Here is a 24,621-nt window from a genome sequence, read left to right as displayed (position 1 = left end):
GTACTCGTTTGTGCGATAGCGATGTTTATCTTTATCTACGTCATGAGAAGCTAGTATGGTTGAAATTACGGAGAAAAACCGCTGTGAAAACAGTGGTTTTTTCTCATTTTCTAGCTCAGGCATAACAAGCACGAGAGGGGGAAAAGGTTTGTTTTTGAGCATCGATTATTTAAAAACAGGCAATGAACGGCAAAGTCGTGCACATGAGGCTATACTCGAATCACGTATTTTCAGCGAACTTGCATCTTTTACGCCTGTGTTGTGCGGGACAATCCCGATCGAAGTGGATATCGAAGAATCCGACCTGGACATCATTATGGAGGTGCATGATGCAACAGCTTTGCCTGCTTTTGCCCAGATCCTTCAGTTAAAAGGTGACCCTCATGAAGAACTGCTGCGGTTGGGAGAGAGAATGGGAATTATCTGATGGGGGCTGGTAAGTGCGCTCGTAGACGGATCATGTTGTAGATTGAGAAGTGTCTCAAAACCAAAGAAAATTCGGAAACGAGTTAGAAGCATGCTATTATTTGCACCTACATACGGACGGGTTCACTCGTTCAAACCATACATAAAAGATGTAATTAATGGTAAAATAAAGAAGGTTTGGTATGTTCAATGCTCTCTAACGGAATTCGCGGTTCGCTAAGCTGGGTTTTATTTGGCAGTCCTTTTTAAGAAGATTACAGAACGAGAGAGGAGGAGTAAGATGGAAATAATATCAAATGTTTCAAATACTAATGTCATAGAAATGGTAATGATCATTTTAGGATGGCTTATTATTGTTTTTTTAGCCTATAGAATGTATCGAAAACAAATTGTAAAACCGAAAGTATGGACGATTCCACTCATGTTAATTGTCGGTCTTTTTTCCCTTTCAATGAATTTGAAAATGCTTGAAACGATTGTTAAGGTGCCAATTTTACCTCTTGGTGTATGGATCTTGTATTTTGTTTTTAAAGGCAAAAATGAAAAATGGCAGACTTATCGATCTTATGCATGGTTAGGTTTTGTGGCGAATTTTATTTTCTTTGCTTCAACTTTACTAACAATACCACTTCATCATGTGATATATCCTAAAGACAAATTATCCGTCTATATCTCAAATGTTGAGAATGCTTCCATTATAAATATTCACCCATCAGCTAAAGACCGATCACTCAGTAAAGTTAGCCTTATCAAGCAACTCGATACGATGAGACAGGAAGCAATTTATAGCGATCAATGGTACAACGAAACTCTTATGAATACTGAATCGAATAAAAGAAATGAACGGTTTCCATATCTACTCATTGGAACTTCATCAAAATGGGGTAGTGGTCTTCATACATTGGTCTATATTGAAGACGATGGAAAAGGCATATTATTATCGACACCGAAAAGGGAACTTTATTTTCGCTCCCAAGATTCGATAATGGAGGGGGGAGAATAAAAATGACGAAGAAAAAGATATGGTTTCTTGGACTTTTGATCATAATGCTATCCATCATCGTATACTGGTTCTATTTTTCGACGCCTACTTCTTTTCCAACAAATGAACAATTGGTTGAAGAGCTGAATAGAATCTTTCCAAAGGCGACCGCAAGTATCATTCAAGATACAATTTCTATTGACGAGCGCCACGTACTAGTTCCTTTTATATCGAAAAAAGATGACTACGGTCTTAGCTATTGGGTATGGAAAAATCGTAAATGGCAGGTTGCCTCGATTGATACAAAGGGGGAACCTATACTTTGGAAGCTTAACGGGAACGATCCTTCATCGTTTTATTTTGTTTGGAATATAAACCCAAAGGATCAATTAAGTTCTATTCATTTTTATCTCATTCGAGACAGAGGATATCGTATCGCAGAAGGGATAGAGCGCTACTATCCAAGAGTACAAATGGAGAAGAGGATCTCCTTTCAAGAGAAATCTTATGGATCGATGCAACTGCCCGACGATTGGATAACATTCATGAATGCATATCTAGAAGTGGAATCAGCAAAACAATCTCCCGGACGTAATTTGTTTTTTGGTTGGATTCCATATGATCTGACGAATCAACAAATTTTTCCTGAGCGTTCTGTAAACGGATCCGGGTATTCAGAGGGTAAAGTTGACGTGGAGTATGTGATGATACTAAATAAGGGAGAGATCGAGATTCCATGAGAGCAATGATGAATAACAAGGAGCAGTTTACCTAAAGCGTCTGCTTTTTTTAGAACTTTATAAAAGGCATATTGTAGAAAACTATTTCTAAAATAATGGAAATTTCCTGAAATATAGAATGAAGAAGGTTATATAAATTCATCAGGACGTTGCGAGACTGTTCGAGATTTTGCCCGATTATCAAAAGGTAGCTGCCTTGAAGAAATTCACGAACGAAGGGGTAGAAAACAAATGACCATAACCATGAACCCAAAAGAGTTCATCAATCGTCGTCAAAGTCTCGCGGAAAAAATGCCTGATCACAGCGCACTTGTACTATTTTCAGGAGTTGTCAAGACACGCAGTCATGACGATAAATATCCATTTTCACCGAACCGCAACTTTTATTATCTTACCGGCATTGCGCGCAGCAACCTCATTCTCATGATTACGAAAAGCGCTGGGACCGTGACCGAAACGTTATTTCTTCAGCGTCCAAATGAATTTGAAGCGAAATGGACTGGAGCCGTCTTATCGGAGCAGGAGGCAAAAGAACAGTCTGGTATCGAACACTTCGACTATCTCGATGAGTGGCTGGAGTCATTCGGGACCTTTATGAGGCGCTGCGAAGGCAAGGGATTGCTCTATCTTGACTTGTATCGTTACCTGTGGAACGATGAGCGGACGCCTGCGGAGACTTTTGCCGAAGATGCTCAGATGAAATACCGAACTCTGCAAATTCACGATGCTGGCCCATGGCTAAAAGAACTGCGTATGGTGAAGAGTGCAGCAGAGATCGAAGAAATCAGACGTGCGATTGCGATCACGGATGAAGCGATCCGGCGCATGTGGTCACACGCACGTCCTGGCATCATGGAATATGAGCTAGAGGCGCACTATGATTTCACATTGAAATCGCACGGTGTACGCGAGCTTCCTTATTTACCCATTATTGCTAGCGGAATCAATGCTACTGTCTTGCACTATGAAGCGAATAATCAACGTGCGGAAGATGGTGACTTGGTCCTGCTTGACCTTGGTGCAGCATCAAATTACTATTCGGCTGATATTTCGCGAACGTTTCCGGTGAATGGTCGCTTTACAGAACGTCAGAAAGAGATTTATCAACTGGTACTCGAAGCAGAAATCAAGACCATCGAAGCAGTGAAGCCTGGTGTCACACTGCAAGATTTAAATGAGGTCACGAAACAAGTTTTCACAGACGGCCTGCTCCGTCTCGGTCTCATCCAAGAGAGCAGTGAGCTGTCCAAATACTACTATCATTCCGTGTCTCATCATCTTGGACTGGATACGCACGATATCTCGGATTACACAGCTGCCATTCAACCCGGTATGGTGATCACGATTGAACCTGGTCTGTACATAGAGGAAGAAGCGATTGGCATTCGGATTGAAGATAATGTGTTAGTTACAGCAGAAGGCTACGAGGTGCTCTCATCGCAGATCCCGAAGGAAATCGAAGCTGTGGAATGGTTGATCGGAAAAAAGGAATAGTGTACGGAAATAGCAGAAAGCCCTTCACTTTTTAAAAATGAGTGAGGGGCTTGTTCGATGACTCAGCAAAAGGCTTTTATTAGTAGACCGTGGATTTTCGCTTTCTGACCTGTGGTTTTGGCGCCATCGCCTTGAAGCTTAGGAAAATAGAAAAAGAACCTGGATATTCTGGAGCGATATCGAATGAGTTCCTTCGTGCTCAGTTTTCAGGAAATGGAAAAAACGCAGCTTTTACTCGTTGGCGGAAAAGGGTTACATTTAGGGGAATTATCAAAATTGGAAGGGATACAAGTACCAGAAGGATTTTGTGTTACAACAGAGGGATATCAAAGAGCCATCGAACAAAACGAGACCTATCACGCTTTGTTGGATCAACTCACCATGCTAAAAGTACAAGATCGAGATCAAATTGCTGAAATCAGCAGGAAGATTCGGCAGACCCTTATGGAAATAGAAATTCCACACGAGGTGAAGAAAGCAGTAACTCACTATCACTTGCAGTTTGGTAAGGAACATGCTTACGCAGTTCGTTCCAGTGCGACTGCTGAAGATTTATCACATGCCTCTTTTGCAGGTCAACAAGACACCTATTTAAATATCATCGGGAAAGAAGCAATTATGCAGCATATCAGCAAATGTTGGGCTTCCCTATTTACGGATCGCGCGGTCATCTACCGGATGCATAATGGATTTGACCACAGTCAAGTGACTATTTCCGTCATCATTCAAAGGATGGTTTTCCCACAGGCTTCAGGGATTTTATTTACTGCCGATCCGATTACTTCAAACCGAAAGCTGTTGTCAATCGATGCCGGATTTGGACTTGGAGAAGCATTGGTCTCTGGTTTGGTCTCTGCCGATTGTTATCAAGTAAAGGACGGGAAAATCGTCGAAAAGAGGATAGCGACCAAAAAATTGGCGATCTACGGTCGAAAAGAAGGCGGAACGAGGACCGAGACGATCGATGCCGATCAGCAAAAGACTCAAACACTTACTGACCAACAAATTTTACAACTGGCAGGCATCGGAAGACAGATCGAAGCTCATTTTGGTTGCCCACAAGATATCGAATGGTGTTTGGTTGATGATACATGTTATATACTTCAGAGTCGGCCAATCACGACTTTGTACCCGATCCCTGAAGCGGATGATCAAGAAAATCACGTATACGTTTCTGTCGGACATCAACAAATGATGACAGATCCCATGAAACCACTGGGATTGTCTTTTTACCTGATAACGACTCCAGCTCCCATGCGCAAAGCTGGGGGAAGGCTGTATGTTGATGTTACACAAATGCTTGCCTCATCTGTCAGCAGGGAAACCTTATTAAATACCCTCGGACAATCCGATCCGCTCATAAAAGACGCACTTGAGACCATAATTAGGCGAGGCGATTTTATAAAATCGTTGCCAAACGACAAAAGTGAACAGAGTCCCGGTAAAAGCAATAAAGATAAGTCGTCAGCGGGTTTTCAAGATCAAATCGAAAACGATCCGACTATCGTTTCTGATTTGATTAAGAGTACTCAAATATCGATAGAAGAGTTGAAACAAAACATCCAATCGAAATCAGGATCAGATTTATTTGATTTTATACGAGAAGACATCCAGCAATTAAAGAAAATTTTATTTGACCCCAAAAGTTTGCGCATAATTATGGCTGCTATGAATGCTTCATCATGGATCAATGAAAACATGAACAAGTGGTTAGGTGAAAAAAACGCAGCAGATACGCTCTCACAATCTGTCCCTAACAATATTACGTCGGAAATGGGTCTGGCCCTCTTGGATGTCGCTGATGTGATCCGTCCTTATCCAGAAGTCATGGATTATTTACAACATGTAAAAGATGATAACTTTTTGGATGAACTGGTTACGTTTGATGGTGGACAGGAAACGCGAGCTGCTTTCCAGGATTATCTCAGCAAATTCGGAATGCGTTGTACCGGAGAAATTGATCTGACGAGAACTCGTTGGAGCGAAAAACCTATTACACTGGTTCCAATGATTCTGAGCAATATTAAAAACCTCGAGCCTCAAGCTAGCATTCGGAAATTTGAGCATGGGCGACAGGAGGCTTTGAAAAAAGAACAAGCGTTATTAGATCGATTGAAGCAATTGCCGGATGGTGAACAAAAAGCCGAAGAAACAAAACGAATGATTGACCTTATCCGGAATTTCAGCGGGTTTAGGGAATATCCAAAATACGGCATGATCAGTCGCTACTTCATTTATAAGCAGGCTTTACTGAAAGAAGCTGAAAAACTCGTACAACTGGGTGTGATACAAGAGAAAGAACACCTTTGAAGAACTTCACGATCTCGTACGCGCCAATAAACTAGATGACCAAATCGTCAGCAAACGAAAAGACGAATACAAATTATTTGAAAAGCTAACTCCTCCACGTGTGATCACGTCTGATGGTGAAATCACTGTTGGTAAGTACAAACGAGAAAGTCTCCCAGCGGAAGCTATTGTCGGTCTACCTGTTTCCTCCGGAGTCATAGAGGGACGTGCACGTGTCATCTTAAACATGGAAGATGCTGCTCTAGAAGAGGGAGATATATTAGTCACTCCCTTTACTGACCCTAGCTGGACGCCGTTGTTTGTATCCATTAAAGGCCTAGTTACCGAAGTGGGTGGACTGATGACCCATGGAGCAGTTATCGCACGTGAATATGGCCTGCCAGCAGTTGTTGGGGTGGAAAATGCCACCAAAAGGATCAGAGACGGGCAACGAATTCGCGTACATGGAACAGAAGGGTATATCGAAATATTGTAATGATTGATTACGCCTAGTAATTGAAACAGCGGCAATTCTAAGACTTATTTCAGGTCTTAGCTCGCCGCTGTTTGTTATTCTATGGGATCAAGCTATTTCGATTCATACAAATAAAATTAATGTTCCGCTTCTTCGTATCCCTGTCTACCTGCATAATAAGATTCGCCCGGGTCGAGGTCATAAAAATGGCATTGAACGTCCGGAATGCCGAGAGCAGCGAGCCCTCTAGTGTCCATCAGGGCTTCTTGCCGGTCACTTCCGGCTCCTTCGACGCGATAGAAACGTATATTCATAGCACCATACAAAATCTCACCGTCATTCAATGCAGACAGGAACGGCTGAGGCTCGACCAGCTTAGCGAACCATATAGTTTAAATGGAAGAAATGCAGCATCTGATCTTGAGCGGGTTCATTTGCTTCCCAGACAGCATGCTTTGCTGAATTTGCCTCGTCTTGATCCGGTTGCCCAACCTTCCCAGTGTATTGCTCCATTTTCTGATACAGCAAAGCTCGGTCTAGTTTAGGTTCATCTCTGTATTTCAGCTCAACGGCATAGACCCGTGCAAAGCCAAAGTCTTTCTCACTCAAGCAAGTTTTCCATCGATGATCTGATCTCCTCTCCATCGTTGCCGTTATTCGCAGTGCCAAGCTCCAGGCGTAAACAACGGTCAAAGAATCAGTTGCGATTATACCCCAGAAGACTGATTCAACGAAACAGTTTTTCCATTTTAGTGGAGAGTCGGGGGTTCCTTTACCATCTACCGAATAAAAGCGCGGAGAGATAGGCTTGAAATATATGAAAGCTCGTGGTCTTGAGGATAACAAGTTGTCTTCCGTACACTCAGCTTCGCCACTCCAACATCACTCATGGGCGGGAGTGCAAACTGCCTATTTTCTGCGCGATTTGATCCAGCGTCAATCCATTCAACTCTGCGAAGCCGATCCCCTGAAGCGCGATCGTTCGTCCACCATGCAAGGGATAGACGCCTTGCCAGATTCCGGTAATACTATACATGTCAGTCCCTTTCACCGCTCGTAAAAACAACAAATAGTTTCCTTCTCCAAGCGGGCCGGGATAGGTCATATTGATCGGATCCTCTGCGTCAGGCAATGGCTCCACGCCAGTGCTTAAGAGCTTGACGGATCGAGCTGATGTTCCCTTGAATGATCTTTTGATTTGAAACTTTTGCACGTAGTTGACGACCTTCCCTTGCCTCACTACTTTCCGGGTGGGGACTGACTGGTAGGCGCTGTCGATCCAACCATACGCGATCAGATCGCAACGCTTGATCAGATCCGATACGTTTTTAGCTGGAGATCGGTCTACTTGCAAGGTGGATAGATCCGGCTCGGCTGAAGCAGGGCTTGAAAACGTACAGAGCATGGCAAGGATTAGAAACAGGCGAAGATACACGAAGATTCCCTCCAATGAATGGCATTTTCCCATTTAGTATGATCAAGAAGGGGTTCGTTAGTCGCAAGTCAAATTGTTTGTATTGTGGTACTATTTAGAAAAATAAAGCTCGTACAAAGGTTCGTATGATCTGATAAAAGAAACCGACACGTACGACAATAGGTAGAGGAGGAGTATGAATTTGAGCTTCAAACGTGTCTGTACATGGCTGCTGATGCTGGTTATGGTGTTATCTGTTTGGACTGTTCCTGCCCACGCACAATCAGGAACAATAGCAGCGCATTCATCTTTGCAGGCAAATATGGAAAAGTACTTGTCTGGTTTGAAATTAGATGAGAACAGTATGGGGCTGCATGCAGGAATTGCCATCTATGATATGACGGATCAGACATACCTCTATCAGCATCAAGCCAATCGAAGCTTTATTCCTGCCTCTACACTGAAGCTGTTCACCACCATTACAGCATTGGATCGATTGGGACCATCCTACCAGTGGAAGACAGAAGTCCATGTCCTTGGCTCGATGTCGGCTGATGGCGCCGTCAACGGCAATCTGGTGCTAAAAGGCTATGGTGATCCCACTCTAACCGTCGATGACTTAAAGGGTATTGCAGTAGCCTTGAAACAAAAAGGCATTAAAAAGGTGAATGGCAATTTATTCGTCGACGAGAGCTATTTCGACAGTCAGCGCCTTGGAATGGGTTGGATGTGGGATGATGAGCCTTATGGCTACAGCGCGCAGTTAAGCGGATTAGCAGTAGAAAAAAATAGCGTGGAGCTTACCATCGCACCAGGTCCGGCAGGTGCAGCTGTGGTGAACATGCAACCTGCTACCACCATGCTCAAAATCAACAATCAAATCACGACCGTTGCAAACAGTACTGAACGTAACATTACAATTGATCGTCCTAGGGGCAAGAACGAAATGATATTGACAGGAACGATCGGAGCACAGGCAAAGCCGTACCTACAAGATGTCACGATGGAAGATCCAGCCCTTTTTGTCGGGGAGCTGTGGAAAAAAGAGCTGACTGCGCAAGGAATCGCGGTACAAGCACAATCGTCCGTGAAGAAGACTGTCGTCAGCAAAAGCTCTCTTCTTCATACTCATTTATCAAAGCCACTTTCCGAGATGATCGTGGAATTGAACAAGGATAGCGACAATTTTTACGCGGACATGCTGCTGAAAACACTGGGAGCTACTCAGAAAGGGCAGGGCAGCTTTTCGGCAGGCAGTGAAGTCGTGAGCGATATGCTTCAACGAGCAGGTGTACCTGAAGGCTACAGAGTAGTGGATGGTTCAGGCCTTTCCCGTTTCAACTGGATTACCGCAGAGCAGATGGTGACGCTGCTTGACTTTGTCCAGAAGCAATCGTATCGAGACGTATTGGAAGCATCACTCCCAATTGCGGGAGTAGATGGTACCTTGGCTAGTCGGATGAAAGGGACCATTGCAGAGAAAAAGGCGATCGCAAAAACCGGTTCGATGGGCGGTGTCAATGCATTATCCGGCTACGTCACGGCCCAAAATGGACATAAGCTCGCGTATTCCATCATGACGAACGGTGTTTACAAATCCAAGTATGCCAGAGATTTGCAAGATTTTGTGGTCGTTCTCGCCACTACGTATCCCGAGCTTGGTGCACCGGAGGGGTACATTCCGGAAGCTCCGAAAACGTACTTGCTTTCTAACCAGCTCGACCCGATTCTAGATCAGAAAGAATGGGAAAACCTCACGATAGGCTTGGTCGTAAAAGCCTTGGATGAGCCGAGCGAGTCCGCCGTATGGTACGAAAGGGATGCTGATACTCTTTTGACACCAGCAGCAAACGTCAAGCTGTTGACCGGTGCTGCTGCGCTTCAACAGCTGGGTACGGAGCATGTATTCAAGACGGAGCTTTACACAGATGTTGCACAGTCGGGCGATGGCACGATCAACGGCAATCTTTTCGTCAAAGGGTACGGTGACCCGACCATTCATACGGAGGATGCGTTAAAGGTCCAGGAAGGGGTATCCATCGAACAGATCGTGGAATATCTGAAAGAACAACAGATTCAGCAGATTACAGGCAACCTGATTCTTGATGAAAGTGTGTTTGATCAACAGCGTCTCGGCTTGGGGTGGACTTGGGACGATGAGAATGAAGCATTCAATCCAAGGATTGGAGCATTGTCCTTGAACCGTGGTTTGGTGACACTTGCTTACAAGCCAGGTGAACAGATTGGGGATCAGGTGAGCGTAGCGATTTATCCTAATACCTCCTTTATAGAAATAAAGAACGAAGCGAAGACGGTAGAGGCAGGTTCGACGGCCGCAATCGCCATTGAACGAGATCGTGCCACCAATCAATTTACAATTACCGGCACACTTCCGCTCGAGCACGAAGGAGGAGCCAAGCAGGTTCCTGTGGAAGACCCGGCGCTTTATTTCGGTACGGTGCTGAAGGAAAAAATGGAGAGCGAGGGCATTCGTTTTTCAGCAAGCAGTCAGATCATGATAGGGACTGTCCCGGTAACGGCGGTAAAATGGACCGAATTTACTTCCTTGCCGCTACAAGAAATCGTGGATTACATGAGTAAAAACAGTGATAACAACTATGCAGAAATGGTCTTAAAGAGCATAGGGGCAGCCAAGAAAGGTACAGGAAGTGCGGATTCGGGGATTCAAGCTGTGCTGGAGACGGTTCAAACACTGGGCAGCAAGACTAACTTTGATATGGTAGACGGATCTGGATTGACGAGATACAATCTGATTTCACCTCGGCACTTCGTCTCTGTGCTGGAGGGCTTGAACAAACAACCATTTGGACCTGTTATAGAAGAGTCCATGTCGCTTGCAGGGGAAGAGGGCACCCTGGAACATCGTTTCCTGGATACAGATGCAGAAGGAAATCTGCGTGGTGTAACCGGCGCGCTTACCGATGTGAGCAGTTTGTCCGGGTACGTTCGCACGCAAAACGGGGAGAAGCTCGCATTCTCCCTCATCATCAATGGCTATACGCCACCCGGCATGGATTTGAATGAGCTTGAGGAGCAGATCGTATCGATTCTCGCCGCTCACGAATAAACAACGTAAAGAATAGAGCATGTCTGATTGGAGGAGGCCCTGGGTGGCCTCGTTTTTTTAATGAAAAACGTCTCGACGTTTTTCATTAAAATGGACGTTACTACATGCGGTCATGACCGTTTTGTTGATAATCAGATCGCGAACGACTCATTGACTTTCTGGTTCATGGACATCCAAAGGCTCATAGACTAGGAACATCTGGATTGGGAAAGGGGTGCATCGCCTATGCAAAGACAGATGTGCAAAGGCAAAATACACCGAGCAACCGTCACGCAGGCGGAATTGGACTACGTAGGCAGTATTACGATTGATGCCCTGCTGATGAAAGCAGCTGACATTCTTCCGTACGAAATCGTACAGGTAACCAGTTTGCGTAATGCAACACGTTGGAAGACCTATGCCCTGCCAGCAGATGAAGGAACGGGAAGAATTTGCTTGAATGGTCCTCCTGCTCATCTCTTTGCGCCAGGTGATTTGGTGATTATCCTCAGCATGGGCATGTATGAGGATGAGGATGCCAAGAAGTTGGTGCCTCGTGTCGTGTTCGTAGATGGACAGAACCGGATTACGAAAGTGGAGGAGCACCATTTGATTACGAATGGAGAGATGTCCCCATAAAAGCGCCAAACGTTGGTAAATGGAGTAAACATCAGAAATTGAGTAAAGATGAGTTTCTGCAAAGCTACTTACCTCCGACAACTCCTTTTTCCCCAGACAGCTTGTGGGAGTATGCCGAAAACTACAAGAGTGTCATCCTGAAGCCATCTGGGGGTGGTGGAGGAGCAGGAATTATGAAGCTCACGAGTATTGGCGATGAACAATATTTGGTTCACGCTGGTCCATCAAAGCGAGTCGTGCATGGAAAAGAGGAAACCGTCGCCTATATCCGTTCCCTTTTTCGACCAAAAACTTATCTGCTCCAACCTCATCTTTCACTTGGGAGGATCAGCGGCAGGCCGTTTGACATCAGAGTGATGGTGCAGCGTCAAAAAAGCACAGAGCCCTGGATCATTACAGGATGGTTGGCGAAGCTGGCGGGACCTGGCTATGTGGTTACCAACGTGGCGCGCAGTCGGGGAAAAGTACTGCCGCTGCGCAAAGCCATCGCAGAGTCAAAGATTGCCTGTTCACCGCATTTACTTCAAGAGCTAAGACAGGTATCATTTGCAATAGCCAGACGTTTAGGCAGGGCGTATCCGAATCTCAGGGAAGTAGGATTGGATTTGGGACTCGATCAACAAGGGAAAATTTGGTTTATTGAAGCCAACTTTCGGCCTGCGATCTCTTTATTTCAAAAATTGCCCGATAAAAGCTTTTACCGCAGAATAAAAGCCTTGCGTTCGCAGCCGACGCGTTGAGGACAGAACCACCTGGGCAGCCCCTTTGACAGGTGGTTCTTGCGATGAAGGCAAGATGGACAAGAAAGGATGACAGTCGTGAACACATCTCCTGTAACAGAGGGAGAGCGCATCCATCAGCTGGACGTGATCCGTGGTTTTGCCCTTTTCGGCATCGTGCTGGTGAATATGCCGACATTTCTCCACCCGGTATTGTTCCTTCCCGCTGAAGGACTGCCTGTACAGCACACAGTCTTGGACGAATGTGTCAGGCTTTTCTTCAACATGTTTGTCCAGACAAAGTTTTATACGATCTTTTCCTTTCTGTTTGGAGCGGGATTCTATTTATTCATGCATCGGGCAGAGCAAAAGCAATTACCGATGAAAAGAATGTACGGCAGGCGTATTCTCGTTCTCTTCACAGTGGGGATACTGCATTTTGTCTTCCTATGGTATGGTGATATCTTGCATACATATGCATTGGCGGGTTTCATTCTCTTGTTGTTCTACCGCAAGCAGCAGCGCACGGTACTTAGATGGGCATGGTTTCTTCTGATCATCTATCAGTTGATGATGCTCTTGATTCTACTCGTTCCCGCAGACCCCAGTTTGGAGAATCAGGCCGGGAAAGCAGCATTGGTCATGCAGGCGATACAAGTGTATCAGGATGGAACGTGGTCTGAGTGGATGCAATTTCGCATAACACATGAATTTCCCATCGTTTTGGCGAATGAACCTTTTGCAGTCATCACGGTGCTTCCCCTTTTTCTATTTGGCTTCACTGCGGCTAGACAGGGAATCATTCAGCGAACGATGGATCATCTTTCAGCCATCAAACGGGTTTGGTGGACGTCTCTGGTCATGAGTATTCCACTTGTGGGGATGATTCCACTCTTGCAGGCCGGGTGGATCGTCCTGCCAGCAGCGAAAAGTACATCCATTACTGTCTTTGTAGGGTGGAGTGGACTTACGCTTTGCGCTTTTTACATCAGCTCGCTCCTGCTATTGTGTTCCCGTGAGCAATGGCGAAAACGTTTTTCATCCTTGGCTATCGTAGGAAGAATGGCTTTTACCAACTATCTGCTTCAAACCGTGGTGTTTGTCTTCATCTCACGTGTCTTTGCTGTGTATGGAACCGTCAGTCTGGTGACGGGGACGTTCATTTGCCTGATTCTTTTTGCAGGGCAGGTTGCGTTCAGCAGCTGGTGGCTTTCCCGCTATTACTATGGTCCACTTGAGTGGGTATGGCGTTGTCTCACGTATGCGAATCGAGTACCACTCCGAAAAGACAAGAAGCTTCAACCATTGTCATGATGCGTCCGAGCCTATCGGTCGCTTTTTTTTGTACTATCGGAAAGTTTAAGTGCGCTAAAGCGCTAAAAAGATTAGCGGAAGATAGTATAGGTGCAACTAAGGCTCCGCCAAAAGCTTGGCGTAGCCAAGTTTTCTAATGAGCGGACCCTCGGCTGAGAGGTTATTACCTTCAGATAAAACGGCTAGCAGATGGGCAAGATTTCCTTATCAGAAAAAAGTGCTCCTCGCCCCCAGACACCGCTGGAAACCAGTCTGGCAAAAAACGAGGAAATGCTGCGTCAAATTTACTCTTGTTGTCTCGATTGGCCACTTCTCCAGCTGGTATCGCAGAAACGAAAGTGAAGAACTAGGGCAATTCTGATATTCCAGGTCTGTGATTTCTTTCATGGACCTGGTTGTTTTTGGTAAAAACTTGCATGTGACAACGCATTAAGGGTAGTATGAAAAGATGCAGTTTCAATTCGATTGTAAAGGTTGAGATTATTTGGAAGGTGCGGAATAGATGAGAAAAGAACGAATCGCAGAGCTGGAGCTGGTTCGGTCCTTTGCTTTTCTGGCCGTGGTGTATCAGCACGTCATTGGTATTTACATCCGCGTTCCGGGAATCGACGAGCAGACGGCTGTAGTGTACGGGATGCTGTTTCATTTGTTGAAATTTGCTGTACCCGCTTTTGTTTTTATTACGGGACTTGTCCTGTTTTACAACTATTACGAGAATATCTCTTACCTCGGATTCATGCGCAAAAGAATGATGGAGATCCTCGTTCCGTATCTCCTATGGTCAGGCATCTACCTATCCTTGCAGCCTGGATTTCCACCAGAGAGCAGCAGCGTACTATGGAGTCTGGCAAAAAATCTGGGTACGGGAACAGCGTCTTACCATCTCTGGTTTGTCGTCATGATCTTCCAGTTCTATCTCCTGTATCCGTTCTGGCAGCAAGTCTTTCGCTTCTTGCGCCGCCATGCCGACAGCATGCAGAAGCTGGCTTGGGTAATCGGACTTTTGGGGATGGTATACGGTTTGTTGATGTGGTTTTCAGCCCGCTATATTCCAGCGAACTCGTTCTGGTTTAACCAAGTATGGCTGGACACCTATTTGATCAAATACAGGGACCGCAATGCCTTCTACTATTTTTACTACTTCTTGTTCGGAGGTCTTGCTGCTGTCGCTTTACCTGTATTTCGAGCGAAAATCAAGCAGTACTGGATTTGGATATGTACGTCGTTTTTGATCATGTACGCGTATATCGGCTATGAGTTGTTCCGTGATTCAGGCAACGGCCTGATCAACTTGAATGTCGCAACTTCGCTAAAACCATCCATGTTTTTGTATACAGTGGCGCAATTGCTCGCGATATACGGCATCGCGCTTTCACTGATGAAGTATCCGCGGATCTGTTCCTGGTTGACAAAAATCGGGCAGTATTCGTACGGTGCCTTTCTGATTCACGCCTTAGTCTTGACTTATGTGATGCAATTTCTGCGCTCCATCTCGATGTTTCATGAGGGACTTCTTGGCAGCCTGGTCGCTTTTGGACTATGCGCTGTGTTCTCCTTTGGAATCGCATTTGCATTGAGCAAGCTGCCATTCGGCTGGATCCTGGTCGGTTCTGCTAAAAAGAAAAAACCAAAAACAGTCCCTTCTGAAGAGACCAAGCTCCAACAAAAGGCGATGTAAACCAAGAAAAAAGCGTTTTGGCAACGAAGCAAGCATGCTCGTAGCCAGAACGCTTTTTAGGTGTTTATAGAACGGAAAGGTGCCGAAGACTATTTTTTCTGCTCCAAGTCCTTAACGCCCTTATAGACCAACTCGAACAAATCGTCGAGATCCGCTTCTTCAATGCAGGAAAAGGCGATGCGCAGGTCAGTCTGACCAAGAGCAATCGATCCCACACCGTATTCTTCCAGCAGATGCGTGCGCAAGCTTTCCGCATCTACGGTAGACAGCTTCAGGCACATGAAGTAGCCGGAGTTGAACGGATAATAGCTCCATGCATCGTTGTATTTCCCGCTATCGAGGATTGCTTTTACGCGGTTTGCACGGCCTTTCATAATTTCGAACTTCTCCATCTTTTGCTGATGGAACTCAGGAGAAGTAAGGGCCTTCAGCACAAAGGTTTGAGAAGGATGTGGTCCGCTAGAAATCGTCGCACGGATAATTCCCACTGTTTTTTGCTCCAATGCACTGAGCAGATCGTTTGATGCACCGCCGTACGTGATAAAGCCGACGCGGAAACCCCACACATATTCTTCTTTGGTAGCGCCGTCCACTTTGACAGGGAGGATACGTGGATGCAGATCACACAGACTGGCGAACAGGGACTCATGCATGGAATCCTCAAAGAACAAGCCAAAATAGGCGTCATCCGTAACGGCAACGATGTTGATGCCTGCGTCTGCACCAGCTTTAAGGGCTTCGAGAATTTGCTTGCCTTCCTCTACTCCCGGTGTATATCCTGTCGGGTTGTTCGGGAAGTTCAGGACGACGATGGCTTTGCCTTTTCCTTTTTGGGCCAAAATGGCTTCGCGCAATCCTTCAGCATTGAACTTCATGTTTTCATTATACAGAGGGTAGTAAACCATTTGCGCACCGCGCCGGATGGAGAAGGTGAGCTCGTAGTTTTCCCAGTTCTTGTCTGGGATGATCACACTGTCCCCTACATCCGCGAACAGGTCAGCAACGACGCTCAGTCCATGCGTAAGTGCATTGGTCACAATCGGAGTTCCATACGTCTTATTCGCGAGACTAGGCTGCTCCTCGAGTATTTTTTTGCGCCAAGCTGCACGAAGCTCTGGCTTGCCTGCAGGAGGAGCATACTCATAGATGTCCTTGGGGTTATACGCGGACAATGTATCCTGAATGACTTTGAGATGCATCGGTTGACCGTCTTCCAGAGCGATCCCGATCGTTGCATTGTATTTTTTGGCTTTCGCCTTTGCTTCAGCTGATTGACTGAGGATTCCTTCTTTTGGGAAGTAAATGAGCTTCCCAACATGAGAAAGCATGTGGAATACATGCGGATTTTCACGCTGAATGGTTTGGTTCAGATGTGATGCCAGTGAATGCATGGTAGCCTCCCTCTTCATGTACGACAGTTGGTTTACCAATAAAGATAGCGTATCTACATGCATTTGTCATCTAGAAGGGGATGATTTCACCTTACTTTTTGCACAAAGTACTTTTCTCGATACATGTGTCTTGAACAGATCCGATTCCATCATTTAAAAAGGATGCGTACACAAAGTGCACACATACTAAAGCCGTAAGACGAGTAAAAACGGGGAGGTTGTACCGGATGAGTAAACAGTCAGACATCAACACCGAGTTGAAAGAAGTATCCGCTTACCCAACAAAACAAAAAATGAACCAAAAAGAGGTTGAGCTGTTGGAGCAGGGAAGCGACGGCTGTTGCTGCAGCACTTCGAATACAAGTGAGCAGGGGCAGCATCAACAAGGTTGATGAAACAGCGTTTATTTCTTCCGATACAATGGAAAAGCCGTGCTTCTTCTCACGAGAAGCACGGCTGCCTGTTTAATTATCCAATAAAGGATTGAACCCAGTATCCATTTACATAGCCAACACCAATTTTAGTGAAAGAACCATTCATAATATTTTGGCGATGACCTTCACTGTTCATCCATTGGGTCATGACTTCTTGTGGAGATTGTTGACCCATTGCAATGTTTTCTCCTGCTGTCATGTAGGAGATTCCGAATTGCTTCATCATGTCAAATGGAGAACCGTAGGTAGGGCTATTGTGATCGAAATAGTTGTTTTGTGCCATATCCGCTGCTTTTGCAGTCGCTACTTTCGAGAGAGCAGCATCGAATTGCAGTGGAGCAAGACCAGCTTTTGCACGTTCTTGGTTGACCAGATCGGCAACTTCTTTGGTAAATGCAGCAGCTTGATCATTTTGTTGTCCTTGTTGCGCAGGTGCAGCTACAGGCTGTTGAGCTTGATTATTTGCTGGCACTTGTGGTTGAACAGGTGCTTGCTGGACAGGCTGCTGTACGGGAGCTTTGGGTTGTGGTGCAGCGGGCTGCTGTTGTTGAAAACCAGCATATGGTTGATTGGATCCATACCATTGTGTCATCTGCGGGATCCATTGCTTGAAGTTGGATTGAAGCAGACAAGGTGCTTGGTTATTTGTTGGTGTTGGGGATTTTGCAGCTGCAGAAGCTGTATCTACAAAGCCAGTAAGGCTGATTCCGAATCCAAGTGCCAGTGCGATGGTAATAGTACCGAAGTTCTTCATTATTCACATCGTCTCCTTTTTTTTGCCTACGAGGTTAGTTGTCGGATTTGGGTTGAGGATACAACCCATCGCAAAAAGCGATTCACCCCAAGCGAATGAGCTTCGCAAGATCGTCCCCCGCACCTCCAGCCATCTGGAAGTCTCGGCTTGTTGTTTTGTTTGGCATGAACAACTTTAACAAAGATACGAGTGAAAATGATAGCTGTAATATTTGGAAGCTCACTAGAAGCAAGGCAACTTGGTTACTCTCATTAATCGTTTTGTTTTTCTCTCCAAGCTGTCAGTCCACCCAACAGGGCAACCGCTTGAAATCCTTTTTCACGGAGCAGTGCCGCAGCCTTTTGTGCTTTATTCCCCGATGTGCAAAGGGTAACAATCTGCTTGTCTTTCCATAGATGGGCTGTCTTAGGGTCCAGTGGCTCGTCAGATTCTTTCATCATCATATATGGGATATTGTGCGTCTCATACAGATCGGATTGGAGACTTCCTGATTGAAATTTTTCCACGTCACGAACATCCAGGAGTACGAGATTCATTTTGTTGTCCATCATTTCTTGTAAGGTTAGGCAATTCACAGTCTGTTTGTTCATCTATATCCCTCCTGTCCACCATTGTACCAAAACGTGACTCACCTGGTCGAAGAGAGGCAGATGTTGATTTTGTTGGACAGACATGGTAGAATAATCATGCTACTTGAAATCCGATACGTAATACCATGAAGGGATCTCTACAGTGGATTACGTTTTTGATATCTGATTCACACTGGCGCGGTCATCGGAGCCGCAAGGATGGAAGAGAGGTAGGGCTTTCGTTGTTTTTGGTTTCAAAAGTGTAACATGCAAGTTCGGTTTATTCTCACGGTAACCACATATTTTTGAAGTAGGTATGAATTCACATATCATGCAAGGATACTACTTTAGAAGAAATTAGTATTTTTACATGATATGTGAGCTTTATTTGCTTCGGTAAATATGACTAGCATATTCAAATTGACTTTTGGAGGTTTTCTTCATGCAAACGAACGGAACAGTAAAATGGTTTAATGCAGAAAAAGGTTTCGGATTCATTCAAGTAGAAGGCGGAGACGATGTATTCGTTCACTTCAGCGCAATCCAAGGTGATGGCTTCAAAACTTTGGACGAAGGCCAACGCGTTCAATTCAACATCGTTCAAGGCAACCGTGGTCCTCAAGCTGAGAACGTAATAAAACTGTAAGTCTCCTACCGAAAAACTGTCCGTTCGCGGGCAGTTTTTTTTCATGAAAACAGAAAAAAGAATTATGGTCTAAAACCATAATTCTTTTTTTCTTGTTATGGTGTTTTTAGAAGATGCAGTTCTCGATCTCGACGGTAGTGAATTCACTGTTGAGAACAACATATCCATTCGGGATACCTCCGCCAACAGCTGTACGGCCATAAGTGTTGATCAGGACGTTTTCATCGTTGCCAGCTACGGTCAAGCGAACTTCATAGTGGTTGGAAGCGGGGATAGTGGCATTGAAGGCTGTGCGGGTATTACCCAGGAGGAATTGTGTAACGTCCAAAGCAGTGGATACTGGGTTTGTTTGGGTTACAGCTGTACCCCAGTTCAAAACTTGTACGCGGACCTCTACTTCATCCAGGTTGAGGTTGACAAGCTCGACGTGGACATTCAGTGCGACTGCTTGGTTGTTTTGGAGAATACCTGTGGTTCTTACCAAACTTCTTCTGCGTCTTCTGCCTTCACGATTTTCTCTGCGTTCTTCAAAACCATCTTGTTCAAAATCTGACATTCATGCTCACTCCATTCTTGTTATGACTAGTGGGACAATATACTGTATTGCGTCTTGTCTTCTTCGGTAACGGCTAACATATGGGAACGAAAAACCATTTCTGCGAGATTGGAGTGGAAATTGATGAATTATGCCGAATTTTATAAGCAAATGTCATATAGGGCGCGTTTTGAATGGGGGTACGACGGGATAAAGACACACGGACAAGTATCGGATATTCTAGTCATTATTGATGTTCTTTCCTTCACTACATGCGTGGATGTGGTTCTTGGTCAGGGGGGAATCGTCTATCCTTATCGAACAAAGGGCGACAGTGCCCTAGCATTTGCCCGTAAGCAAGATGCCATACTGGCAGGAAAAAGAGGAGAGCCCATCTCCTTGTCACCAGCATCCCTCCACTCGATCAAATGGGGGAGCCGAATTGTTTTACCATCTCCGAATGGATCTACCTGCTCTGTGCTGGCGAAAGATTGCGGCGCTATTGTGCTAGCAGGCTGTTTACGCAACGCGAAGGCTATAGCCCGATTTATTCAGCAGCATAAAGGGAGCGTCTCCGTGATCGCTTGCGGGGAGCGGTGGCCCGACGGCAGCCTGCGGCCTGCGCTGGAGGATTTGGTAGCTGCAGGTGCCATATTGAGTGAATTGTCGAATTATGATCTTTCGCCAGAAGCTGAAGCTGCTGTAGCGACCTTTTCAGCTAGTCAATACAAGCTGGAGAGCTTATTGGAACATTCTGTTTCAGGGCAAGAGTTAATCGTGAGGGGTTACCCGGATGATGTACATCTAGCTGCAATGCTGAACGTTAGCCAGAACCTCCCCCTTCTCAATCACCATATGCTTTTGAAAACGCGATTGCTTACGGATGATAGGTCCACCGGCAAACTGCATAAAGTCTCCTGCTTCTGGTAAAAATTCTCTAGACACCATTATTCAGGAAAAGGCAGGGGAAGCAGATGAAGGACGTGACATCCAACGGGTCAGATGAAAGGAACAGTGGAGGAGAGGGCAACGATACGCTAACCAATCGGCAGGGTCATCCCATCACGGATAATCAGAATGTCCGGACGGTTGGCAGACGTGGTCCGACAGTCTTGGAAAATTATGATTTTCTTGAAAAGATCACGCATTTCGATCGAGAAAGAGTACCTGAGCGAGTCGTTCACGGAAGAGGAGCGGGTGCGCACGGGTATTTTGAAGCATACGGGAAAGCTGGAGATGAGCCGGTATCCAAGTATACGAGAGCGAAGCTGTTTCAGGAGCCTGGAAAACGAACGCCTGTTTTTGTGCGTTTTTCTACTGTTATTCATGGAACACACTCTCCTGAAACCTTGCGGGATCCCAGGGGCTTCGCAACCAAATTTTACACGGAAGACGGGAACTGGGATCTAGTAGGGAACAACCTGAAGGTTTTTTTCATACGGGATGCGATGAAATTCCCCGATCTGATCCATGCTTTCAAGCCTGACCCCGTGACCAATATTCAGGATGTGGAGCGGATTTTTGACTTCATCTCCAATACACCTGAAGCCACCCACATGATCACGTTTCTTTTTTCTCCTTGGGGCATTCCGGCCAACTACAGACAAATGCAAGGCTCCGGCGTCAACACGTATAAATGGGTAAATCATGCAGGCAAATCGGTGTTGGTCAAATATCACTGGCAGCCTTTGGCACAAGGCATAAAGAATCTGACCCAAAAAGAAGCTGAAGAAATCCAGGGGAAGAACTTCAACCATGCTACACAGGATCTGTATGAAGCCATCGAACGGGGAGATTATCCGGAATGGGAGTTATGTGTACAGATCATGAGTGATGACGAACACCCTGAGCTGGATTTTGACCCTCTCGACGATACGAAGATCTGGCCGGAGGATCAGTTTCCCTTTTTGCCGGTCGGAAAAATGGTATTGAACAAAAATCCAGAAAACTATTTTGCCGAGGTTGAGCAGGCTGCTTTTGGTACTGGCGTTCTCGTAGACGGGCTCGATTTTTCGGACGACAAAATGCTGCAGGGCAGAACCTTCTCCTATTCAGATACACAGCGTTATCGCGTCGGAGCAAATTATCTCCAATTGCCCATCAATGCTCCGAAAAAGCATGTAGCCACGAATCAGGAAGGGGGTCAAATGCTGTATCGGGTTGACCGCAATCAGCCGCACATCAACTACGAGCCTTCTACACTTGGGGGACTGCATGAGGCTCACCAAGAGGCACAGGATCATCAACCTTATGTGGAAGGAAACATCGTCCGGCAAAAAATAGATCGCACCAACGATTTCAAACAGGCCGGAGAGCGTTACAGACAGATGGAGGATTGGGAGAAAGACGATCTGATATCCAATCTCGTCAATGCACTCAGTAAATGTGATCCTCGGATTCAAGAGAAGATGTTCGATTATTTCACGCAAAGCGATGAAGATTACGGACGACGTGTTAGAGAGGGCGTAGAGAAAGCTGGGACGTCCCACGCGAATGAGATCGGCGGTCCGATGGGTGCTGCACATGCTGGGGAAGCCGTGCGGGAAGCGGAGCAAAAAGGGCATGAGGCTGAACCGTACTAATGGCATTAGCGTGCATCCAAGAGCGGAAGGGAAACCTTTCCACTCTTTTTTTGTTTGATCTAAGAGGGTGTTATCGTCTTGAATAGCAGGAAACAATTTGGAAAACGAAGCGTCTTACTCATTGGGAAATAAAACCAGATTAAAGGAGCATGATTCATGAACAGAGGAAGGTTCTGGATGATCTTTTTGGGGTTGCTGACTCTCGCAGTGATCGTGTTGGGGATCAGACTGATCGATCCGGCAAAGGTTCAGGAGGTCGTGCAGGAGCAGGAATCCGGTTCTGATCTGAGCAGCACTAGAATCACAGCAATCTCGACAGATCGAATCACGGATGCAGCAGGGTACGGGTGGAAGCCCGGTATTTCCTATGCGTTTAGCGCGGATGGTGGCGTCTGGAAATGGGGATATGATAACCCATTGTTAGACCATCCAAAAAGAATCGAGACTTCTTTTACAATCCGTCAAATTTCAGGAGATTTCGTTCTTTCAGATGACGGGCACGTATGGCGATCCGATCAGGAGAAGAATTGGCACAAGGAGAAGGCTTTAAGCGATGTGATCGCTATCCAACAAATTGAAATGCACGGGACTCTATTTGCCTTGAAGCGGGACGGCACGGTATGGAAGGTGGAAAGAGAGGGGCCAGTTCCAACACAGATGTCACAATTTAGTAAGATCAATGTGATTCATGGAACGAGCTTTTCACTCTACCTTGTTGACGAGGAGGGGCGTCTTTCCTATCTGAATGGCAAAGGGGGCATATGGGATAACACGGTTGCCGAGAACATCTCCATTCCTGGGAAAGTAGCACGGGTAAGTGCGAATGTGGATGACCTGGCATTAATACAAACGGTAAACGATGAGGTGTTTACCTTTTTCCCTGATGATCACCGTGTCGTTCGTACGCCATCTGCTGATGGAGCCAAGCGACTGGCTGTTGGGGATAAGGGTCTTTTTCTCTTCGTCCGACCAGACGGTACCATCTGGGGATGGGGCTCGAATGGGAGTGGCTTGTTAGGGGCCAATCATCCCGAGCAAGTGGAGTCCCCTGTTCAGGTTCCGGGACTAATGGATATAGTGGATCTGCAGCTGGGTAATCATCACGCACTCGCACTCGACAAGAACGGCCAAGTGTTTTCCTGGGGAAAAAATATGACAGGACAGCTTGGGCGCATCCCTGTCATGTTCAAGGAATGGAAAGAGATCGGGCAGTTGGACGGAATAGAACAGGTGATAACGGAGCTGGATCGCCCGTACTTTCTCAAAAGTGACGGATCTCTATGGGAGTTTGGAGACGATTACTCTATGGTAGAAAAGAAGGGCATGTCCGCCATACGAACCCTTACTTCCGTGTATCGAGTGCCGATTACCCTGAGTGAAGAAGGAAAGATCTGCATCTGGACAGACGGCTTTACCAGCTGCCGGGGCCTGGAATTGCCATTTCACGTGAAGAAAATACTTGGCGGAGAGGGACGCCTGTTTGTCCAAACCACCGAGGACCAATTGGCAGTGGTACAGTTGGAGCCGATCTATGATCATCCCGAAAAGCCCGAATGGATCCGTGAGATGGGAATCAGCAACATACACGTTCTGGAAGAGGAGAGTGACCGGGTATCACAGCTCAAGAGCTTTCATGTGAATCATTATGCCTTTCTCGCGTTGACACATGACGGTCGAGTGTTTTACCTTCCCTTGCAGAATAAACTGCCGACAGCCTTCACAGAAGTCAAAGGATTGCCCGCTATTCAGGAGCTATCTGCAGCGTATTACGTTGGGGCCACTTTAGATCCTGCTTCCGTCTTTGCATTGGATCGGCAGGGGGTCGTTCACGAAATCCTGATGGAATCACTGGATGGAGAAGGATCAAACGACAGAGTCATACAGTCAAAACTCCTATTGTCACAGGAGGAGAACATGGCCTCAGTCAGTGGCCGGCTTCGCATCACCAAAGAGGGTCACATTTTTGAAAAGGACTGGAGTGCAGAACCCAAAACAATTCCCCAATCTGTTCGCTTGCTATCCTCGACCTATCACTACTGGATTGAAGGTCCCGGATCCCACTATCACGTGCTTGTAACCGAGGACGACAGGATTGCGCTCATCGGATACAATCCGTTCGGCAAGCAATCCAATCATCCTGGTAAGGTTAAGTTCGAGTGAAAATAGAGGGAAATTTTCAGAAAGCCTGGTCATGTTCAACACGTCGTTGATCCATGTGCCGGGTTTTCTTTTGACATCATTTTGACGCAAACCAGAGGATATAGAAGAATTATGCCAAAATTATGAAGGATTATGTCGAACTACGTTGAATTATATCGACAAAAGAGATGCTACCTTCATGCTAAATTTGACCTCATTGGGCGAGCACCACTTTATAGAGACGGCTAGTGTAGAAGGGAATGGAAGGAATGGAACACTTTAATCATACAACAGATGCTATCCATAACAACAAATCAGCAGGAATAGAAAGGCA

General features: G+C 45.9%; 21 protein-coding genes, 1 pseudogene and 1 riboswitch. Of the genes and pseudogenes, 15 read left to right on the top strand and 7 right to left on the bottom strand.

Features of this window, described 5'->3' with window-relative positions; all coding sequences use genetic code 11:
* Positions 1 to 148 precede the first annotated feature (148 nt).
* From EDM52_RS02555 to ppsA, 5 genes and pseudogenes are all read left to right on the top strand, one after another.
* Positions 149 to 427, top strand: a complete 279-nt coding sequence (locus tag EDM52_RS02555) for a DUF4269 domain-containing protein (RefSeq protein WP_122907468.1) — start codon at positions 149 to 151, stop codon at positions 425 to 427.
* Between the two features lie 279 nt (positions 428 to 706).
* Complete coding sequence (locus EDM52_RS02550) at positions 707 to 1,429, top strand: hypothetical protein (protein ID WP_122907438.1); 723 nt, start codon at positions 707 to 709, stop codon at positions 1,427 to 1,429.
* Between the two features lie 2 nt (positions 1,430 to 1,431).
* Positions 1,432 to 2,148 (top strand): hypothetical protein, encoded by a 717-nt coding sequence (locus EDM52_RS02545; RefSeq protein ID WP_122907437.1) that lies wholly within the window; start codon positions 1,432 to 1,434, stop codon positions 2,146 to 2,148.
* A gap of 231 nt (positions 2,149 to 2,379) precedes the next feature.
* Entirely contained in the window at positions 2,380 to 3,642 is a 1,263-nt protein-coding gene (locus tag EDM52_RS02540) for an aminopeptidase P family protein (RefSeq protein ID WP_122907436.1), read from the top strand.
* Between the two features lie 183 nt (positions 3,643 to 3,825).
* Positions 3,826 to 6,427 (top strand): annotated as a pseudogene (gene ppsA / locus EDM52_RS02535) (phosphoenolpyruvate synthase).
* 116 nt (positions 6,428 to 6,543) lie between these two features.
* On the opposite strand, the gene EDM52_RS25075 reads toward ppsA, so the two are convergent.
* The 3 genes from EDM52_RS25075 to EDM52_RS02525 all read right to left on the bottom strand — a co-directional run bounded on the left by EDM52_RS25075 (position 6,544) and on the right by EDM52_RS02525 (position 7,841).
* Positions 6,544 to 6,720 (bottom strand): DUF4261 domain-containing protein, encoded by a 177-nt coding sequence (locus EDM52_RS25075; RefSeq protein ID WP_245996475.1) that lies wholly within the window; start codon positions 6,718 to 6,720, stop codon positions 6,544 to 6,546.
* Positions 6,721 to 6,781: 61 nt separating this feature from the next.
* Complete coding sequence (locus tag EDM52_RS25070) at positions 6,782 to 7,015, bottom strand: hypothetical protein (protein WP_245996472.1); 234 nt, start codon at positions 7,013 to 7,015, stop codon at positions 6,782 to 6,784.
* Between the two features lie 277 nt (positions 7,016 to 7,292).
* Positions 7,293 to 7,841 (bottom strand): hypothetical protein, encoded by a 549-nt coding sequence (locus tag EDM52_RS02525; protein ID WP_122907435.1) that lies wholly within the window; start codon positions 7,839 to 7,841, stop codon positions 7,293 to 7,295.
* Positions 7,842 to 8,016: 175 nt separating this feature from the next.
* Here EDM52_RS02525 and dacB point away from each other — a divergent pair, with 175 nt between their 5' ends.
* From dacB to EDM52_RS02500, 5 genes are all read left to right on the top strand, one after another.
* Complete coding sequence (dacB, locus tag EDM52_RS02520) at positions 8,017 to 10,908, top strand: D-alanyl-D-alanine carboxypeptidase/D-alanyl-D-alanine endopeptidase (protein WP_122907434.1); 2,892 nt, start codon at positions 8,017 to 8,019, stop codon at positions 10,906 to 10,908.
* A gap of 225 nt (positions 10,909 to 11,133) precedes the next feature.
* On the top strand, positions 11,134 to 11,526 hold the full coding sequence (gene panD, locus EDM52_RS02515; RefSeq protein WP_122907433.1) for an aspartate 1-decarboxylase: 393 nt from the start codon (positions 11,134 to 11,136) through the stop codon (positions 11,524 to 11,526).
* Positions 11,523 to 12,266, top strand: coding sequence for a YheC/YheD family protein (locus tag EDM52_RS02510; RefSeq protein WP_122907432.1), 744 nt, complete (start codon positions 11,523 to 11,525; stop codon positions 12,264 to 12,266). Before panD ends, EDM52_RS02510 begins: the two co-directional genes overlap by 4 nt.
* 78 nt (positions 12,267 to 12,344) lie before the next feature.
* Positions 12,345 to 13,559 (top strand): DUF418 domain-containing protein, encoded by a 1,215-nt coding sequence (locus tag EDM52_RS02505; RefSeq protein ID WP_122907467.1) that lies wholly within the window; start codon positions 12,345 to 12,347, stop codon positions 13,557 to 13,559.
* A 502-nt stretch (positions 13,560 to 14,061) separates the two neighbouring features.
* The gene (locus EDM52_RS02500; protein ID WP_122907431.1) at positions 14,062 to 15,237 is read left to right on the top strand and encodes an acyltransferase; all 1,176 of its coding nucleotides are present in this window, start codon (positions 14,062 to 14,064) and stop codon (positions 15,235 to 15,237) included.
* 89 nt (positions 15,238 to 15,326) lie between these two features.
* On the opposite strand, the gene EDM52_RS02495 is transcribed toward EDM52_RS02500, so the two are convergent.
* Complete coding sequence (locus EDM52_RS02495; RefSeq protein ID WP_122907430.1) at positions 15,327 to 16,628, bottom strand: aminotransferase class I/II-fold pyridoxal phosphate-dependent enzyme; 1,302 nt, start codon at positions 16,626 to 16,628, stop codon at positions 15,327 to 15,329.
* Positions 16,629 to 16,855: 227 nt separating this feature from the next.
* Between EDM52_RS02495 and EDM52_RS24465 the strand changes: the two genes are divergently transcribed.
* The gene (locus EDM52_RS24465) at positions 16,856 to 17,020 is read left to right on the top strand and encodes a hypothetical protein (protein ID WP_183184786.1); all 165 of its coding nucleotides are present in this window, start codon (positions 16,856 to 16,858) and stop codon (positions 17,018 to 17,020) included.
* 76 nt (positions 17,021 to 17,096) lie between these two features.
* On the opposite strand, the gene EDM52_RS02490 is transcribed toward EDM52_RS24465, so the two are convergent.
* Both EDM52_RS02490 and EDM52_RS02485 read right to left on the bottom strand, forming a co-directional pair.
* The gene (locus tag EDM52_RS02490; RefSeq protein WP_122907429.1) at positions 17,097 to 17,816 is read right to left on the bottom strand and encodes a CAP domain-containing protein; all 720 of its coding nucleotides are present in this window, start codon (positions 17,814 to 17,816) and stop codon (positions 17,097 to 17,099) included.
* A gap of 8 nt (positions 17,817 to 17,824) precedes the next feature.
* Positions 17,825 to 17,974: riboswitch (cyclic di-AMP (ydaO/yuaA leader) on the bottom strand.
* Between the two features lie 93 nt (positions 17,975 to 18,067).
* Positions 18,068 to 18,406 (bottom strand): rhodanese-like domain-containing protein, encoded by a 339-nt coding sequence (locus tag EDM52_RS02485; RefSeq protein WP_122907428.1) that lies wholly within the window; start codon positions 18,404 to 18,406, stop codon positions 18,068 to 18,070.
* Positions 18,407 to 18,827: 421 nt separating this feature from the next.
* Here EDM52_RS02485 and EDM52_RS02480 point away from each other — a divergent pair, with 421 nt between their 5' ends.
* Positions 18,828 to 19,031 (top strand): cold-shock protein, encoded by a 204-nt coding sequence (locus EDM52_RS02480; protein ID WP_122907427.1) that lies wholly within the window; start codon positions 18,828 to 18,830, stop codon positions 19,029 to 19,031.
* Positions 19,032 to 19,137: 106 nt separating this feature from the next.
* Here EDM52_RS02480 and EDM52_RS02475 read toward each other — a convergent pair whose 3' ends face one another.
* Positions 19,138 to 19,587 carry a hypothetical protein gene (locus EDM52_RS02475; RefSeq protein WP_122907426.1) on the bottom strand — a complete coding sequence of 150 codons (450 nt, stop codon included), beginning with the start codon at positions 19,585 to 19,587 and terminating at the stop codon, positions 19,138 to 19,140.
* Positions 19,588 to 19,737: 150 nt separating this feature from the next.
* On the opposite strand from EDM52_RS02475, the gene EDM52_RS02470 reads away from it, so the two are divergent.
* From EDM52_RS02470 to EDM52_RS02460, 3 genes are all read left to right on the top strand, one after another.
* A complete protein-coding gene (locus tag EDM52_RS02470; RefSeq protein WP_245996468.1) occupies positions 19,738 to 20,496 on the top strand; it encodes a 2-phosphosulfolactate phosphatase in 759 nt (252 codons plus the stop codon).
* 44 nt (positions 20,497 to 20,540) lie between these two features.
* Complete coding sequence (locus EDM52_RS02465; protein WP_122907424.1) at positions 20,541 to 22,148, top strand: catalase; 1,608 nt, start codon at positions 20,541 to 20,543, stop codon at positions 22,146 to 22,148.
* 156 nt (positions 22,149 to 22,304) lie between these two features.
* Positions 22,305 to 24,308, top strand: a complete 2,004-nt coding sequence (locus tag EDM52_RS02460; protein ID WP_122907423.1) for an RCC1 domain-containing protein — start codon at positions 22,305 to 22,307, stop codon at positions 24,306 to 24,308.
* Positions 24,309 to 24,621: the final 313 nt, after the last annotated feature.

The organism is Brevibacillus invocatus (assembly GCF_003710915.1).
GTDB lineage: Bacteria > Bacillota > Bacilli > Brevibacillales > Brevibacillaceae > Brevibacillus > Brevibacillus invocatus.
Note: the sequence above shows the minus strand (reverse complement) of the source record. Positions and strands in the feature narration are given on the sequence as shown.

What these genes read in the sequence shown, in the direction of transcription:
- EDM52_RS02550 (WP_122907438.1), top strand. Translation starts at nt 707, where the DNA reads ATGGAAATAATATCAAATGTTTCAAATACTAATGTCATAGAAATGGTA.
- EDM52_RS02545 (WP_122907437.1), top strand. Translation starts at nt 1,432, where the DNA reads ATGACGAAGAAAAAGATATGGTTTCTTGGACTTTTGATCATAATGCTA.
- EDM52_RS02540 (WP_122907436.1), top strand. Translation starts at nt 2,380, where the DNA reads ATGACCATAACCATGAACCCAAAAGAGTTCATCAATCGTCGTCAAAGT.
- EDM52_RS25075 (WP_245996475.1), bottom strand. Translation starts at nt 6,720, where the DNA reads ATGAATATACGTTTCTATCGCGTCGAAGGAGCCGGAAGTGACCGGCAA.
- dacB (WP_122907434.1), top strand. Translation starts at nt 8,017, where the DNA reads ATGAATTTGAGCTTCAAACGTGTCTGTACATGGCTGCTGATGCTGGTT.
- panD (WP_122907433.1), top strand. Translation starts at nt 11,134, where the DNA reads ATGCAAAGACAGATGTGCAAAGGCAAAATACACCGAGCAACCGTCACG.
- EDM52_RS02500 (WP_122907431.1), top strand. Translation starts at nt 14,062, where the DNA reads ATGAGAAAAGAACGAATCGCAGAGCTGGAGCTGGTTCGGTCCTTTGCT.
- EDM52_RS02495 (WP_122907430.1), bottom strand. Translation starts at nt 16,628, where the DNA reads ATGCATTCACTGGCATCACATCTGAACCAAACCATTCAGCGTGAAAAT.
- EDM52_RS24465 (WP_183184786.1), top strand. Translation starts at nt 16,856, where the DNA reads ATGAGTAAACAGTCAGACATCAACACCGAGTTGAAAGAAGTATCCGCT.
- EDM52_RS02490 (WP_122907429.1), bottom strand. Translation starts at nt 17,816, where the DNA reads ATGAAGAACTTCGGTACTATTACCATCGCACTGGCACTTGGATTCGGA.
- EDM52_RS02485 (WP_122907428.1), bottom strand. Translation starts at nt 18,406, where the DNA reads ATGAACAAACAGACTGTGAATTGCCTAACCTTACAAGAAATGATGGAC.
- EDM52_RS02480 (WP_122907427.1), top strand. Translation starts at nt 18,828, where the DNA reads ATGCAAACGAACGGAACAGTAAAATGGTTTAATGCAGAAAAAGGTTTC.
- EDM52_RS02475 (WP_122907426.1), bottom strand. Translation starts at nt 19,587, where the DNA reads ATGTCAGATTTTGAACAAGATGGTTTTGAAGAACGCAGAGAAAATCGT.
- EDM52_RS02470 (WP_245996468.1), top strand. Translation starts at nt 19,738, where the DNA reads ATGTCATATAGGGCGCGTTTTGAATGGGGGTACGACGGGATAAAGACA.
- EDM52_RS02465 (WP_122907424.1), top strand. Translation starts at nt 20,541, where the DNA reads ATGAAGGACGTGACATCCAACGGGTCAGATGAAAGGAACAGTGGAGGA.
- EDM52_RS02460 (WP_122907423.1), top strand. Translation starts at nt 22,305, where the DNA reads ATGAACAGAGGAAGGTTCTGGATGATCTTTTTGGGGTTGCTGACTCTC.